General features: G+C 64.2%; 12 protein-coding genes. 10 read left to right on the forward strand and 2 right to left on the reverse strand.

The window, feature by feature from the left end:
* Positions 1 to 151: 151 nt before the first annotated feature.
* The 10 genes from phaC to CXK94_RS22490 all read left to right on the forward strand — a co-directional run bounded on the left by phaC (position 152) and on the right by CXK94_RS22490 (position 12,844).
* Positions 152 to 1,861, forward strand: a complete 1,710-nt coding sequence (gene phaC / locus CXK94_RS20075; RefSeq protein WP_102895622.1) for a class I poly(R)-hydroxyalkanoic acid synthase — start codon at positions 152 to 154, stop codon at positions 1,859 to 1,861.
* Positions 1,862 to 1,932: 71 nt separating this feature from the next.
* Positions 1,933 to 2,895 (forward strand): ketoacyl-ACP synthase III, encoded by a 963-nt coding sequence (locus tag CXK94_RS20080; RefSeq protein ID WP_102895623.1) that lies wholly within the window; start codon positions 1,933 to 1,935, stop codon positions 2,893 to 2,895.
* A gap of 5 nt (positions 2,896 to 2,900) precedes the next feature.
* Complete coding sequence (locus CXK94_RS20085; RefSeq protein WP_180984458.1) at positions 2,901 to 3,977, forward strand: HlyD family secretion protein; 1,077 nt, start codon at positions 2,901 to 2,903, stop codon at positions 3,975 to 3,977.
* A complete protein-coding gene (rbbA, locus tag CXK94_RS20090; RefSeq protein WP_102895624.1) occupies positions 3,974 to 6,694 on the forward strand; it encodes a ribosome-associated ATPase/putative transporter RbbA in 2,721 nt (906 codons plus the stop codon). Before CXK94_RS20085 ends, rbbA begins: the two co-directional genes overlap by 4 nt.
* A 1-nt stretch (position 6,695) precedes the next feature.
* Entirely contained in the window at positions 6,696 to 7,811 is a 1,116-nt protein-coding gene (locus CXK94_RS20095) for an ABC transporter permease (RefSeq protein ID WP_102895625.1), read from the forward strand.
* Positions 7,812 to 7,858: 47 nt separating this feature from the next.
* Positions 7,859 to 9,328, forward strand: a complete 1,470-nt coding sequence (locus tag CXK94_RS20100) for a TolC family outer membrane protein (protein ID WP_167399106.1) — start codon at positions 7,859 to 7,861, stop codon at positions 9,326 to 9,328.
* Between the two features lie 25 nt (positions 9,329 to 9,353).
* On the forward strand, positions 9,354 to 9,569 hold the full coding sequence (locus CXK94_RS20105; RefSeq protein WP_102895626.1) for a YgdI/YgdR family lipoprotein: 216 nt from the start codon (positions 9,354 to 9,356) through the stop codon (positions 9,567 to 9,569).
* A gap of 457 nt (positions 9,570 to 10,026) precedes the next feature.
* The gene (locus CXK94_RS20110) at positions 10,027 to 11,628 is read left to right on the forward strand and encodes an esterase/lipase family protein (RefSeq protein WP_272888770.1); all 1,602 of its coding nucleotides are present in this window, start codon (positions 10,027 to 10,029) and stop codon (positions 11,626 to 11,628) included.
* The gene (locus CXK94_RS20115) at positions 11,625 to 12,665 is read left to right on the forward strand and encodes a DUF4105 domain-containing protein (RefSeq protein WP_102895628.1); all 1,041 of its coding nucleotides are present in this window, start codon (positions 11,625 to 11,627) and stop codon (positions 12,663 to 12,665) included. The genes CXK94_RS20110 and CXK94_RS20115 overlap by 4 nt, the downstream gene beginning before the upstream one ends.
* An 11-nt stretch (positions 12,666 to 12,676) precedes the next feature.
* Positions 12,677 to 12,844 carry a hypothetical protein gene (locus CXK94_RS22490; protein ID WP_180984459.1) on the forward strand — a complete coding sequence of 56 codons (168 nt, stop codon included), beginning with the start codon at positions 12,677 to 12,679 and terminating at the stop codon, positions 12,842 to 12,844.
* Between the two features lie 243 nt (positions 12,845 to 13,087).
* Here the strand turns inward: CXK94_RS22490 and CXK94_RS20120 are convergent, their stop codons facing one another.
* A complete protein-coding gene (locus CXK94_RS20120; RefSeq protein ID WP_102895629.1) occupies positions 13,088 to 14,677 on the reverse strand; it encodes an ABC-F family ATPase in 1,590 nt (529 codons plus the stop codon).
* Positions 14,678 to 14,932: 255 nt separating this feature from the next.
* Positions 14,933 to 15,199: an MFS transporter gene (locus tag CXK94_RS20125; protein WP_180984460.1), complete on the reverse strand. Its 267-nt coding sequence runs from the start codon at positions 15,197 to 15,199 to the stop codon at positions 14,933 to 14,935.
* Positions 15,200 to 15,245 lie beyond the last annotated feature (46 nt).

Genomic DNA, 15,245 nt, shown 5'->3' on the forward strand with positions numbered 1-15,245 from the left:
ATCAGCTATTTCGATCGTCTGGGCATGCCAAGACTCTCCTGACCTCAACATCTCGAACCGCCCGGTGCGGACCCGCATGCCGGGTGGTGTGGGAGGGGAACGGCGGTAGCCGTCCCCTATCCCGATTCAGCTTCAGGAACGCTTTCAGCTCATGGACAACACCTGGTCTTCTCTCGATGCCTACTGGTCGGGTCAGACTCCATTCGTCGCCAGCCTGGTCCTTCAGCAACTGCGCCTTTGGATGGCGCAGAATCCCTGGTTTGCCGGCTACGACCAGAGCCGCTGGTTCGAGGTGCCGGCCGAGCAGATCGAACGCCTTCAGCTCGACTATCAGCAGGAATGGTTCGCGCTGGGTCAACAACTGCTGGCCCAGCAGCCTTTCAGTTTCAGCGATCGACGTTTCGCCAGCGCCAACTGGAATGAGCCGATGTTCGGCTCGCTGGCTGCCTTCTACCTGCTCAACTCCAGCTACCTGCTCAAACTGTCGGCCCTGTTGCCCATCGACGAGAAAAAACCACGCAAACGACTGAACTACCTGATCGAACAGACCCTCGCAGCCAGCGCGCCGAGCAATTTCCTGCCGAGCAACCCCGACGCCCTGCAACAACTGGCGGAAACCCGGGGCGCCAGCCTGTTCACCGGCGCCCTCCACCTGCTCGACGATCTGCGGGAAGGCAAGTTGCGCCAGTGCGACGCCGGCGACTTCGAGGTGGGTGTCGATCTGGCCGTCACGCCTGGCGAGGTGGTATTCGAGAACGACATCTTCCAGTTGATCCAGTACCGCCCGCTGAGCGAGACCCAGTTCCGGACGCCGCTTTTCATCGTCCCACCGGCGATCAACAAGTACTACATCCTCGACCTGCGCCCGGAGAACTCCGTGGTGCGCCACCTGCTGGAAGCAGGCCACTCGGTGTTCCTGATGTCCTGGCGCAACTTCGGCCAGGAGCAATCGGGCCTGAGAATGGACGATCTGCTCCAGGATGGCGTCATCGCCGCGCTGCGGGTGGTCCGTGCGATCACCGGAGAACGGCGGCTCAATTGCATGGGTTTCTGCATCGGTGGGACCCTGCTGGTCAGCGCCCTGGCGGTACTCGCCGCCCGTGGCGACCGGGACGTCGCGAGTCTGAGTCTGCTGGCGACCTTTCTCGACTATCTGGATACCGGCCAGATCGACGTGTTCATCGACGAACAGATGGTCGCCTACCGCGAGCGCACCATCGGCGGCCAGGGTGGCCCCACCGGGCTGTTTCGTGGCGAGGACATGGGCAACACCTTTTCCCTGCTGCGCCCCAACGAGCTGTGGTGGAACTACCATGTCGACAAGTACCTCAAGGGTCAGAAGCCGTCCGCGCTGGACCTGCTGTTCTGGAACAACGACAGCACCAACCTGCCCGGCCCCATGTACTGCTGGTACCTGCGCCACACCTACCTGCAGAACGACCTGAAATCCGGCGAGCTGGAGCTTTGCGGCGTCAAGCTGGATCTACGAAGCGTCGCGGCACCCGCCTACATCCTCGGCACCCAGGACGACCACATCGTGCCCTGGCGCAGCGCCTACGCCAGCACCGCCCTTCTGAGCGGACCCTGTCGCTTCGTCCTCGGCGCCTCCGGCCACATCGCCGGAGTGATCAACCCACCGGCCAGGGGCAAACGCCATTACTGGAGCCACGAGCAGACACCGCAGGACGCGGATCAATGGTTCGCCCAGGCAGAACAGCACGCCGGCAGTTGGTGGAACGACTGGTTCGCCTGGCTGGCGGCTCGTGCTGGAGAGCGCCAGCCCGTGCCGGCGGCGCCCGGCAGTGCCGAATATCCTCCTCTGGAAGCGGCGCCGGGACGTTACGTTCGCGGCCAAGGGTAGCGCCCTCGACACGCTTGTGACCCGGCGCCAGCCGCCTGTATGCACTCAGACCAACCGGTGGAAACACTCGCATGATCGGAATCAAAGGTATCGCCAGCTATATCCCCGCAGGACGGATCGACAACCTCGTCCAGGCTGCATTCTTCGACCGGGACGAAGCCTTCGTCATGGCCAAGATCGGCACGGGCACGCTTGCTCTGAAGGACGCAGCCGAGGAGACATCGGACCTCTGCGCCGCCGCCGTGCGCAACCTGTTGGCGAAGAATCCCGCTTTGCGGCCAGATGCCATCGAAGCGCTGGTGGTGGTCACGCAGAACGGGGATGCTGAGGGATTGCCCCATACCTCGGCCATCGCCCAGCACAAGCTCGGTCTGCCCAGGCATACCGCCTGCCTCGATGTATCCCTGGGATGCTCGGGTTTCGTCTATGGCCTCTACGTGCTCAAGGGTCTCATGGAGGCGGCGAACCTGAAGAACGGTGTACTGGTCACCGCCGACCCCTACTCGAAAATCGTCGATCGCAGCGACCGTCCCACTGCCCTGCTGTTCGGCGATGCGGCCACGGCGACCTGGATCGGCGAGGACCCGATCTGGAAGCTGGGTCCGGTTCGGTTCGGCACCGATGGCGGCGGCGCCGAACACCTGGTGCGCAAGAAAGGCCTGTTTCGCATGAACGGCCGTGCGGTGCTCGATTTCGCCGGCACACGCGTCGTTCCGCAGATCGAAGAAGTGCTGCAACTGGCAGGCCTGACGCTGGATACGGTGGACGCCATTCTCCTGCACCAGGGCAGCGCAACCATTATCGACCTGCTCGTCCGCAACCTGGGCGAGAACGGCGGCAAGGCCATCAAGGATCTGTGCGGGGTGGGCAATACGGTTTCGTCCACCATCCCTCTTCTGCTGGAACGCTACGCCGACGCTCCGAACTGGAGAAACCTGGTCATCAGCGGCTTCGGCGTGGGCCTGTCCTGGGGATCCGCGGTGCTGGTGCGCAACACATGCCCTGCGGCATCGAATGAAGAGGGGAGAAAGTGACGAGCATGGACGTGAAAACGAAAAAGAAACTGGCCAGGATTTTCATCGCGGCCGTGATTCTGGCCGGCGCGGCCGTTGTGGCCTGGCTGGAGTTACGCCCGAACGGGCTGGGTGACGGTTTTGCCAGTGGCAATGGGCGCATCGAGGCGACCGAGGTGGACGTCGCCGCCAAGCTGGCCGGCCGTCTCGCCGAGGTGCTGGTGGACGAGGGAGACTTCGTCGAGGTCGGCCAGGTGCTGGCGCGCATGGACACTCAGGTGCTGGAAGCGCAAGTGAGCCAGGCCCGGGCACAGATGCGCCAGGCGGAAAACGCCATCCGCACCGCCAATGCCCAGGTCGCCCTGCGCATGAGCGAGAAAACCACCGCCGAGGCGGTGGTCAGCCAGCGCCAGGCCGAGCTGACCGCCGCGCGCAAGCGCCACGACCGCACGGCGGTACTGGTCAAGCGCAACGCCCTGCCGCAGCAACAGTTGGACGACGACCTCGCTGGCCTGCAGAGTGCCCAGGCCTCCCTGGCGGCCGCCCGCGCCCAGGTCCTCTCGGCCCAGGCCGGTATCGAGGCGGCCGAATCGCAGGTCATCGAGGCGCACTCGGCGCTGGAGGCGGCCCAGGCCAGCGTCGAGCGGCTGCAGGCGGACATCGACGACAGCCTGCTCAAGGCCCCGCGCACCGGCCGCGTGCAGTACCGCATCAGCCAGCCCGGCGAAGTGCTCGGCGCTGGCGGCAAGGTACTCAACCTGGTCGATCTGAACGACGTCTACATGACCCTGTTCCTGCCCACCGAACAGGCCGGCCGGGTGGCCCTGGGCACCGAGACGCGCCTGGTACTCGACGCCATCCCGGGCTACGTCATTCCCGCCCGGGTCTCCTACGTCGCCAGCGTCGCTCAATTCACGCCGAAGACCGTGGAAACCGCCAGCGAACGCGAGAAACTGATGTTCCGGATCAAGGCGCGCATCGATCCCGAGCTACTGCGTAGCCATCTGGAGCAGGTCAAGACCGGCGTGCCGGGCATGGCCTACCTGAAGCTGGATGCCACGGCCGAATGGCCTGAACACCTGCATAACCGGATTTCCCGATGACGCTCGTAGCCCGCCTCGCCGGCGTGAACCTGCGCTACAAGGAAACCCGGGCTCTGGAGGGTGTCGACCTGGAGATTCCCGCCGGGCGCATGATCGGCCTGATCGGCCCGGACGGTGTCGGCAAGTCGAGCCTGCTGGCGCTGGTGTCCGGCGCCCGGCGCATCCAGGAAGGCACGGTCGAGGCGCTCGGCGGCGACATGGCCTCGCGCCAGCACCGCCGCGCGGTCTGCCCGCGCATCGCCTACATGCCCCAGGGCCTGGGCAAGAACCTCTACCCGACGCTGACGGTGTTCGAAAACCTCGACTTCTTCGGCCGCCTGTTCGGCCAGGACGCCGAGGAGCGCAAGGCACGGATCGCCGAGCTGACCCACAGCACCGGCCTGGCGCCGTTCACCGAGCGTCCTGCGGGCAAGCTGTCCGGCGGCATGAAACAGAAGCTCGGGCTGTGCTGCGCGCTGATCCACGATCCCGACCTGCTGATCCTCGACGAGCCCACCACCGGGGTCGACCCGCTGGCGCGCAATCAGTTCTGGGACCTGATCGATCGCATTCGCCAGCGCCGCCCCGGCATGAGCGTGATCGTCGCCACCGCCTACATGGACGAAGCCCAGCGCTTCGACTGGCTGGTGGCCATGGACGACGGACAGGTGCTGGATACCGGCACACCGGCCGAACTGCTCGAACGCACCGCCAGCGACAACCTCGAAGCGGCCTTCATCGCGCTGCTCCCGGAGGAAAAGCGCCGCGGCCACCACGCCCTGGTGATTCCGCCGCGTCCGGCCAGCGAAGGCGAAGCGGCCATCGCCATCGAGGCCCACGGTCTGACCTGCCGCTTCGGCGACTTCGTCGCCGTCGACCACGTGGACTTCCGCATCGAGCGCGGGGAGATCTTCGGCTTCCTCGGCTCCAACGGCTGCGGCAAGTCCACCACCATGAAGATGCTCACCGGGCTGCTGCCGGCCACCGAGGGTACCTGTGCGCTATTCGGCCAGCCGGTCGACACCCGCGACATCGATACCCGCCGGCGGGTCGGCTACATGTCCCAGGCCTTCTCGCTGTACAGCGAACTGAGCGTGCGCCAGAACCTCGACCTGCATGCCCGGCTGTTTCACATCCCGCTCGAACGGCGCGACGCGCGAATCGAGGAAATGCTCGATGAGTTCGACCTGCACGGCGTCGCCGAACAGTTGCCCGGCGATCTGCCTCTGGGCGTACGCCAGCGCCTGTCGCTGGCGGTGGCGGTGATCCATTCCCCGGAGATCCTGATCCTCGACGAACCCACCTCGGGGGTCGACCCAATAGCCCGCGACGGCTTCTGGAAACTGCTGATCAAGTTGTCGCGCGAGGATGGCGTGACCATCTTCATTTCCACCCACTTCATGAACGAGGCGCTACGCTGCGACCGCATGTCGATGATGCACGCCGGCCGCGTGCTGGACAGCGACACGCCACGGGGGCTGATGGCCAAGCGCGGCCTGGACAGTCTGGAAGAAACCTTCATCGCCTACCTGAAGGACGTCGTGGAAGACGACGCCGGGACCGGGGAGGCGCCTGCCATCAGCGAGTTCGGCCACGGCGCGGACCTGAAATCGCGCTTCAGCCTGCGCCGTCTGTACAGCTATGCCCAGCGCGAGTCGATGGAAATCCGTCGCGACCCGATCCGCGCCACCCTGGCCCTGCTCGGCACCGTGCTGCTGATGTTCATCATGGGGTACGGCATCAGCCTGGACGTCGAGGACCTGACCTATGCGGTGCTCGACCGCGACCAGACCACCACCAGCCAGGCCTACGCGCTGAATATCGCCGGCTCGCGCTATTTCGTCGAGAAGCCTCCGTTGCATAGCTACGAGGAGCTCGACCGACGTATGCGCAGTGGCGACATCAGCCTGGCGGTGGAAATCCCCCCGAACTTCGGCCGCGACCTCAAGCGCGGCGCCAGCCCGCAGGTCGGCTTCTGGATCGACGGTGCCATGCCGACTCGTTCCGACACCATCAACGGCTACGTCAAGGGCATCCACCAGGGCTACCTGGAAGACCTGCTGCGCCTTACCGGCCAGCAGGTCTCCGGCGAGCGGGCCGAGGTTGCCCTGCGCTACCGCTACAACCCCGACGTGCAGAGCCTGCCGGCCATGGTGCCGGCCACGATCCCCCTGCTGCTGATGCTGATCCCCGCCATGCTCACAGCACTAGGCGTGGTGCGCGAGAAGGAGCTGGGCTCGATCACCAACTTCTACGTCACTCCGGTCACCCGCCTGGAATTCCTGCTCGGCAAGCAGTTGCCCTACGTGGCCCTGGGCATGATCAACTTCTTCCTGCTGGTGGCGCTGGCGGTCTTCGTGTTCGATGTTCCGGTCAAGGGCAGCCTGCCGACCCTGACCCTCGGCGCCCTGCTCTACGTATTCTGCGCCACCGGCCTGGGCCTGCTGATGTCGTCGATACTCAACAGCCAGATCGCCGCGATCTTCGGCACAGCCATCGCCACGCTGCTGCCCGCCGCGCAGTTCTCCGGGCTGATCCACCCGGTCTCGGCCATGGAGGGCGCGGGCGCCTTCATTGGCCAGGTCTACCCGACCAGCCATTTCCTGATCATCAGCCGCGGCGTGTTCTCGAAAAACCTGGGGCTGGACGAGCTCTACCCATATTTCATCCCCCTGCTGCTGACCATCCCCGTGCTCCTGGCGCTCTGCGTCGCGGGCCTGAAGAAGCAGGAGAAATGACATGCGCGGCCTGAGCAACATTCTGCAACTGGGCATCAAGGAACTGCGCAGCCTGTACCGCGATCCGGCGCTGCTGCTGTTGATCGTCTACGCCTTCACCCTCGGCATCTACTCCAGCGCCACCGGCGTGCCGGAAGCGCCGCACCGTGCCACCATCGGCGTCATCGACGAAGACCGCTCGCAAGCCTCCAACCGCATCGTTTCGGCCTTCCAGATGCCCTACTTCCTGCCTCCCAGGCACATCGACCTGGACGAGATGGATCGGGGTATGGACGCCGGGCTCTACACCTTCACCCTGAACATCCCGCCGGACTTCCAGCAGGAACTGCTGGCCGGCCGCACGCCGGTGATCCAGCTCAACGTCGACGCCACTGCGATCACCCAGGCGTTCACCGGCGCCGGACACATCCAGCAGATCATCGCCGACGAAGTCAGCGAATTCGTCGCGCGCTACCGAGGCGGGCAGGCGCAACCGGTCGAGGCCGTGGTGCACATGAAATACAACCCCAACCTGGTGCGCTCCTGGTTCGGCGCGGTGAACGAGGTGATCAACCAGATCACCATGCTCTCGATCATCCTCACCGGTGCGGCGCTCATTCGCGAGCGCGAGCACGGCACCATCGAGCACCTGCTGGTGATGCCCATCACGCCGTTCGAGATCATGGCGGCCAAGGTCTGGTCGATGGGGCTGGTGGTTCTCGCCGCCTCGGCCATCGCCCTGCGCTTCGTCGTCGAAGGCTGGCTGGAGGTCCCCATCCACGGCTCCATCGGCCTGTTCCTGCTGGGCGCGGCGCTGCACCTGTTCGCCACCACCTCGATGGGCATCTTCTTCGGCACCGTGGCCCGTTCGATGCCGCAACTGGGCCTGCTGAGCATCCTGGTGCTGATGCCGCTGCAGATTCTCTCCGGCGGCATGACGCCTCGCGAGAGCATGCCCGAGGCGGTGCAGCACATCATGCTGGTCGCCCCCACCACGCATTTCGTCGAGCTGGCCCAGGCCATCCTGTTCCGCAGTGCCGGCATCACGGTGGTCTGGCCGCAGTTACTGGCGCTGGCGGCAATCGGTACGGCTTTCTTCCTTGGCGCGTTGTCCCGGCTGCGCAAGTCGCTTCGCTAGTGCAGAAACAACGGAGTGATCATCTTCAACCCTTGAAAGGACTTGACGTGCAATCGCAAAACACCCGATCCCGATTTCTTTTACCGGGCCTGACCCTGGCCGCCATCTCCGCCGGAGCGGCCTGGGCGGACAGCCCCGCTCCGCTCGCCAGCAAGACCGACCTGGTCAGCGTCTATCAGCAAGCCGTCAACAACAACGCCGACCTGGCCGCGGCCCGCGCGCAATTCCGTGCCCGCCAGGAAGTCGTGCCCCAGGCGCGGGCCGGCCTGTTGCCCAACCTCAGCGCCGGCGCCGAACTGAGCGATACCGAGACCGACGTGGACACCAGCATCGGCTCGACCTCGCTGTCGCGCAGCGGCACCGCCTACCAGGCCACCCTGAGCCAGCCGATCTTCCGCGCCGACCGCTGGTTCCAGCTCAAGGCCGCCGAAGCCGTTGGCGAGCAGGCCGCGCTGGAATATTCGATCGCCGAGCAGGACCTGATCCTGCAAAGCGCCCAGGCCTACTTCGCGGTGCTGCGCGCGCAGGACAACCTGGCTGCGGTGAAGGCCGAAGAAGCTGCGTTCAAGCGTCAGCTGGACCAGGCCAACGAACGCTTCGAAGTCGGCCTGTCCGATCGCACCGACGTGCTCGAAGCCCAGGCCGGCTTCGATACCGCACGCGCCAACCGCTCCATCGCCCAGCGCCAGGTGGATGATGCCTTCCAGGCGCTGTTCACCCTGACCAACCGTGAATACATCGCCCTGGAAGGCATCCGCCACACCCTGCCGGTACTGGCGCCGACGCCGAACGATGCCAAGGCCTGGGTCGATACCGCCACGCAGCAGAACCTCAACCTGCTGGCGGTGAATCATGCGGTGACCGCGGCCGAGCAGACCCTGCGCCAGCGCCGTGCCGGCCATGCGCCGACCCTCGATGCAGTGGCGTCCTACCGCAAGGGTGACAACGACGCGCTGGGCTTTACCAACACCGGCACGGATGAAGTCTTTACGGGTTACCCACGCTATACCGGCGACGTCGAGCAGCGCAGCATCGGCCTGCAGCTGAACATTCCGCTCTACAGCGGCGGCCTGACCAGCTCGCAGAGCCGCGAGGCCTATCACCAGCTCAGCCAGAGCGAACAGCAACGCGAAAGCCTGCGCCGGCAGGTGGTCGAGGCCACCCGCAATCTGCATCGGGCGGTGAATACCGATATCGAACAGGTACAGGCGCGCCGGCAGTCGATCATTTCCAACCAGAGCGCCCTGGAAGCCACGGAGATCGGCTACCAGGTCGGCACCCGCAACATCGTCGACGTGCTCGACACCCAGCGCCGCCTGTACGCGGCCGTACGCGACTACAACGACGCGCGCTACGACTACATCCTCGACAACCTGCGCCTGAAACAGGCCGCCGGCACGCTCAACCCGGGCGACTTGCAGGAGCTGGCCACCTACCTGAAGCCCGACTACGACCCGGATCGAGACTTCCTGCCTCCGGATATCCAGTTGCAGCGAAACGCTACCCCCTCCCTGTAAAGCCTGCACTCAATGGAGCACAGACATGAAAAAGCCTCTCCTCACCACCACATTCCTGGCTCTCGGCCTACTGGCCGGCTGCTCGACGCCATCGGTGATCGTGCTCAACGACGGCCGTGAAATCCAGACCCTGGATATTCCCGAGTACGATGCCAAGAGCGGTTTCTACGAGTTCAAGCAACCGGACGGCAAGCTCCAGCGCCTCAACAAGGATCAGGTTCGGACCATCAAGGAGCTGTAACCTTGCCAGGTCTCGATGGCGGGACGGCAAGCACGCCTGACACCGCCATCGAGATGGCATGATCTTGGCCTTCGGCTGATCGATGCCCGCACTTCGGGACCCATCCATGCATTCAGATTGTCCCCCCCAGCATTCCTAGAGAACCTTCGTGCCCCGCTCCTTTTTATCCGCATCACACTTCTGGCTATTCATCTTCTCGGCGCTCTGCCTATCCGGCTGCGCCGGGGTCAAGGTCAACGCCATCAAGAACGACGACTACCTGGCGCTGCGCCGTGGCGACGTGCTCACTACCGGCAATCTCAGCGCATCCGCCCGAACCACGCTACAGGTCGTGGGTATAGCCGAGAAGGATTGCCGCAAGGATCTGCCGGCGTGCCGCCGTCGACTCACCGACAACTCGGGCCTCATCGACGAAAATCGATTGTCGGCACTGGCCGAGCTGTGGCTGCTCGATGCCATGCGCAGCGTGTCCCCGCAGCGCGAGGAACTCCGTGTGGATGCCTATCTGGAAAGCGCCAGGTATGCCTATGCCTACCTGTTCTTCACTGCTCGCTCCACCGGCCTGCGCGCCCTGGAGGATCGTCAGACCCAGGTGCGCGACTACTACAATTTCGCGGTGCAGGAAGCACTGACCCTCTTGTTCGAGCTGTATCGCGGCAAGCCTCCGCAAAGCGAAACGGCCGATGGACGGTTCCGCCTGCAACTGGCGCGCTGGACCGTCAGCGGCACCATGCAGGAAGTCAGGCTGGCCGAAGGGCGGCAGCTCCCTCAGGAGCTGATCCCCGCTGCCTCCCTCTCCTTCGCCGGCCTGCGCAACCAGTATCGCCGCGATGGGCTTGGCGCCGAACTGGTCGCCGTTACCCGTAAGCGCGTGGTCACCGGCCAGAGCGATCGACTCCCCTGGAGCGAGACCCCCTTCCCGGCCATCAGTACGGTGATCCGCTTTCCGGGCGAAACCCTCGAAGAAGTACTGGCTACCCGTACGGCCGACATCACCGGTTACGACCCCTATCGCACCACGCATTTCGAGGTGGCCGGCCAGTCGGTTCCACTGGCCGCCAACTTCACGTCCGGCTATGGCCTGTGGCTGGCCCGCTCCGGCTTCGCCCGCCAGTCCCTGGCAACCCTGGTCGGTCGCGGCGAGGTGCTGGAGGCGCCCCATCTGTATCTGCTGCAACCCTACGACCCCGAGCGCCAGATCATCATCATGCTGCACGGCCTGGCCAGCAGTCCCGAAGCCTGGATCAACGTGGCCAACGAAGTGCTCGGCGACGAGGCCCTGCGCAACAACTATCAGATCTGGCAGGTCTACTACCCGACCAACCTGCCGATAGCCCTCAACAACAAGGCCATTCGCGAAACCATCGAGCAAACTCTCGCCTACTTCGACCCACAGGGCACAGCCGTGGCCAGCCGTGACATCGTGCTGGTCGGCCATAGCATGGGCGGCGTGCTGTCGCGCCTGCTGGTTTCCTCCACGCAAGAGCGCTTGTGGTCATCGGTCACGGCGCAGTACCAGATGAGCGGAAAGCGGCTGGAAAAGGCCCGCGCAAGCCTCGGTCCCTACCTGCACTTCGAGCCACTGCCCCAGGTCAGCCGGGCGGTCTTCGTCGCCGCGCCGCATCGCGGCACGCCTTTCGCGGAGAACCGCCTGTCACGCTGGGCCTCCGGCCTGGTGAAACTCCCGGTCTCCGTGCTCGGTCGACTCAACGAACTCGCCCAGGTGCTGGTCGATCCCAACTCGGCAGCGCCAGTGGCGCTGACCCGGGGCCTCAACAGCATCGACAACCTCAGCGACCGGGACCCCTTCGTCAAGGCTGCGGCCGAACTGCCGATCTCGCCCCGGGTGCGTTATCACAGCATTATCGGCAACCACACCCCCGAACTGTCGCTGACAAGCACCAACGACGGCGTGGTGCCCTACGCCAGTGTCCATCTGCCGGGTGCCCAGTCGGAGAAGGTCATTTCCTCGTGGCACAGCGTCCAGGAAACGCCGGAGGCGATCATCGAAATCCGCCGCATTCTCCAGCAGCACCTGGTAGAGAAGGAGGCGCCATGAAACGCCCGCATCCGATTCTGCGACTGTCGGCACGCCTGCTGCTCACGCCGGTCCTTCTGCTGACCACCGCCTGGGGAGCCCTCGCCCTGCTCTTCCGGTTGGACTGGCCGGCCCCCGCAGGCCATGCCCTGCTCGTGTTCTGGTGCACACTCGGCGGCGGTCTGCTCGTATTGCTGTGGCGACGCTCCCCGCTGTGGGCACTGGCCGCTCATCTGCTGGCATTCGCCACGCTACTGAGCTGGTGGTACAGCCTGCAACCTTCCCATCAGCGTATCTGGGCCGATGACGTCGCACGCATGAGCCACGGCCGTGTCGTCGACGACCGCCTGCTGTTGGACAATGTGCGCAACTTCCACTGGCGTAGCGACCAGGACTACGACATCACCTGGGAAAGCCGCTCCTACGACCTGCGACAGCTGGCTTCGGTGGACCTGCTGACCTCCTATTGGGGCATGCCGGCCATCGCCCATATCCTGGTGTCCTTCGGCTTCGAGGATGGCCGGCAACTGGTCTTCACCGTGGAGACACGCAAGGAAAAAGGCGAGTTCTACTCGGAACTGGGCGGTTTCTTCAAGGAATTCGAACTCAGCATCGTGGCCACCGACGAGCGCGACGCCGTACGGGTGCGTACCAACGTGCGCGACGAAGATGTCTACCTGTACCGCATCGACATGCCGAGACCGGTCATGCGTGAGCTCTTGCTTTCCTACGTCGACCAGGCCAACGCCCTGGTCGAGCGGCCACGGTTCTACAACACCCTGACCGCCAACTGCACGACCATCGTGTTCGACATGGTGCAGAGCATCATCGGCGGCCTGCCCGTCGATCACCGCCTGCTACTGACCGGCTACCTGCCGAGCTACGTGCGGGACATCGGCGGCCTGCAGAAAGGCTTCAGCCTGGATGAGTTGCGTCGCCGGGGACGCATCACGGAGCGCGCCAGGCAGGCGGACGAAGCGCCGGATTTCTCCAGGCGAATCCGCCAGGGCGTACCGGGCTGGATGGCGGAAACAACGAAGATCAACAGCGATGACTGACCGGAGGGAAAATGAACGAACTTGAAGTGATGATCACGGTGATATTGGCAGGGTTCATTTTGCTGATGATCGGTTATGCCAGACGTGATCGCGACTCCGGAATCTACACCATGGCGCTCGGCATTCTGATGATGTTCTGCACGATTGGGTACAAGCTCTATCTGGAGTTCGGGATGTGAACGCCTATCGGCTCATGCGCCGGATGCAGGGAAGCCCCACCTGCAGATGCCTGAGCGAGCGCCGGTTGGAGATTCTAATGTTTTTGGCTATGTCCCAATTGCATGTTGCTCGAAGTATGGAGGCGTTCTGAAAGGCCGTAGGGGCGGGAACGCCGAGTCCATGCCCTCGACTATTCCGCGCGCAAAAGCTTCGCGGGCATGGCCCGCTCCTACAGGGGTAAGCTCCGAGCACGGCGCCGTGACTCAGACGAGCACGCCCTGGCTGCGCAGGTAGTCGTCGTAGCTGCCGCTGAAATCGGTGATGCCATTTTCCGACAGCTCGATGATGCGGGTGGCCAGCGAGCTGACGAACTCGCGGTCGTGGCTGACGAAGATCAGCGTGCCCGGGTAGTTCTCCAGCGCCAGGTTGAGCGCCTCGATGGACTCCATGTCCAGGTGGTTGGTCGGTTCGTCCATGACCAGTACGTTGGGCTTCTTCAGGATCAGCTTGCCGAACAGCATGCGCCCCTGCTCGCCACCGGAGATAACCTTCACCGACTTCTTGATTTCATCGTTGGAGAACAGCATGCGGCCGAGTGTGCCGCGCACCAGTTGTTCGCCGCCTTGCGTCCACTGACCCATCCAGTCGAAGAGAGTGACGTCGTCTTCGAAGTCTTCGGCGTGATCCTGGGCGAAATAGCCGACGTCGGCGCTTTCGGTCCATTTCACCTCACCGGCCATCGCCGGCATCTCGCCGACCAGGGTGCGCAGCAGGGTGGTCTTGCCGATGCCGTTGGGGCCGATGATGGCCACACGTTCGCCGGCTTCGATCTGCAGGTTCAGGTTCTTGAACAGCGGCACGCCATCGTAGCCCTGGCTGACCCGGTCGAGCGTGACCGCCTGGCGATGCAGCTTCTTGTATTGCTCGAAGCGGATGAACGGACTGACGCGACTGGACGGCTTGACCTCGTCGAGCTGGATCTTGTCGATCAGCTTGGCGCGCGACGTAGCCTGCTTGGCTTTCGAGGCGTTGGCCGAGAAGCGGCTGACGAAGGTCTGCAATTCGGCGATCTGCGCCTTCTTCTTGGCGTTGTCCGACAGCAGGCGCTCGCGGGCCTGGGTCGCGGCGGTCATGTACTCGTCGTAGTTGCCGGGGAACAGGCGCAGTTCGCCGTAATCCAGGTCGGCCATGTGCGTGCAGACGCTGTTGAGGAAGTGACGGTCGTGGGAAATGATGATCATGGTGCTGTTGCGCGCCGTGAGCACCGACTCCAGCCAGCGGATGGTATTGATGTCCAGGTGGTTGGTCGGCTCGTCCAGCAGCAGCACTTCCGGATCGGAGAACAGCGCCTGGGCCAGCAGCACGCGCAGCTTCCAGCCGGGGGCGACGGCACTCATCGGACCGAAATGCTGCTCGAGCGGAATGCCCAGGCCGAGCAGCAGCTCGCCGGCGCGCGATTCCGCGGTATAGCCGTCATACTCGGCGAACTGCACTTCCAGCTCGGCGACGGCCATGCCGTCTTCCTCGCTCATTTCCGGCAGGGAATAGATGCGGTCGCGCTCGGCCTTCACTTTCCACAGCTCGACATGGCCCATGATCACCGTGTCGATCACGCTGAACTCTTCATAGGCGAACTGGTCCTGGCGCAGCTTGCCCAGGCGCACGTTGGGTTCGAGCATCACCTGGCCGGCGGAAGGCTCCAGCTCGCCGCCGAGGATCTTCATGAAGGTCGACTTGCCGCAGCCATTAGCGCCGATCAGACCGTAGCGGTTGCCACCGCCGAACTTGACGGAAACGTTTTCGAACAGCGGCTTGGCACCGAACTGCATGGTGATGTTTGCGGTGGAGATCAAGGGATTTACCAATCAATAACTTAGGAGAGAGTAGAAACGGGTGGAGCCATTTGGAGGCTCTTTTGCAGCCTTGCCATCTCGATCCAGTCGAAGCTCGATTTGAACCAACGGGCAATACGTCGAAAGCGACATCTGAACGCTGCATCCGAGCTGGTCGGCGATCAATGCGGGATTCATTCCCTATATAGGGCGTATTGTGGCATAGGTGCATCGGTAGTCATATGGCAGAGCTGTAGCGGACGCTCCGGGCCGCTCCTAAGGGCGGCGTCGCCTTCGCGCGGCGCCAACTGGTACCTGCATACCCTCGCAAAATGCCAGGCCGGCACAACCCACGGCATTGCAAGGAGATCCGACGATCATGGCCCGACGCCCGCCGTGGCGGTCGATCCAGCGACCGATCAGCGGCGACGCCAGCCCCATGGCCAGAAGCGCCAGGGCGAAGCCGCTGTAGACCCTCTCGCGGCTCCAGCCGAATGCGCCGACGAAATCTTCCCCAAAACCGCCGATGAGGTAGTACGACACGCCCCAGGACACCCGTTGGGACAGGCTGAGGCAAGCGACGGTTCGG

The organism is Stutzerimonas stutzeri (genome assembly GCF_002890915.1).
Classification (GTDB): Bacteria; Pseudomonadota; Gammaproteobacteria; order Pseudomonadales; family Pseudomonadaceae; genus Stutzerimonas; species Stutzerimonas stutzeri_AF.

What these genes read in the sequence shown, in the direction of transcription:
- phaC (WP_102895622.1), top strand. Translation starts at nt 152, where the DNA reads ATGGACAACACCTGGTCTTCTCTCGATGCCTACTGGTCGGGTCAGACT.
- CXK94_RS20080 (WP_102895623.1), top strand. Translation starts at nt 1,933, where the DNA reads ATGATCGGAATCAAAGGTATCGCCAGCTATATCCCCGCAGGACGGATC.
- CXK94_RS20085 (WP_180984458.1), top strand. Translation starts at nt 2,901, where the DNA reads ATGGACGTGAAAACGAAAAAGAAACTGGCCAGGATTTTCATCGCGGCC.
- rbbA (WP_102895624.1), top strand. Translation starts at nt 3,974, where the DNA reads ATGACGCTCGTAGCCCGCCTCGCCGGCGTGAACCTGCGCTACAAGGAA.
- CXK94_RS20095 (WP_102895625.1), top strand. Translation starts at nt 6,696, where the DNA reads ATGCGCGGCCTGAGCAACATTCTGCAACTGGGCATCAAGGAACTGCGC.
- CXK94_RS20105 (WP_102895626.1), top strand. Translation starts at nt 9,354, where the DNA reads ATGAAAAAGCCTCTCCTCACCACCACATTCCTGGCTCTCGGCCTACTG.
- CXK94_RS20110 (WP_272888770.1), top strand. Translation starts at nt 10,027, where the DNA reads ATGCGCAGCGTGTCCCCGCAGCGCGAGGAACTCCGTGTGGATGCCTAT.
- CXK94_RS20115 (WP_102895628.1), top strand. Translation starts at nt 11,625, where the DNA reads ATGAAACGCCCGCATCCGATTCTGCGACTGTCGGCACGCCTGCTGCTC.
- CXK94_RS22490 (WP_180984459.1), top strand. Translation starts at nt 12,677, where the DNA reads ATGAACGAACTTGAAGTGATGATCACGGTGATATTGGCAGGGTTCATT.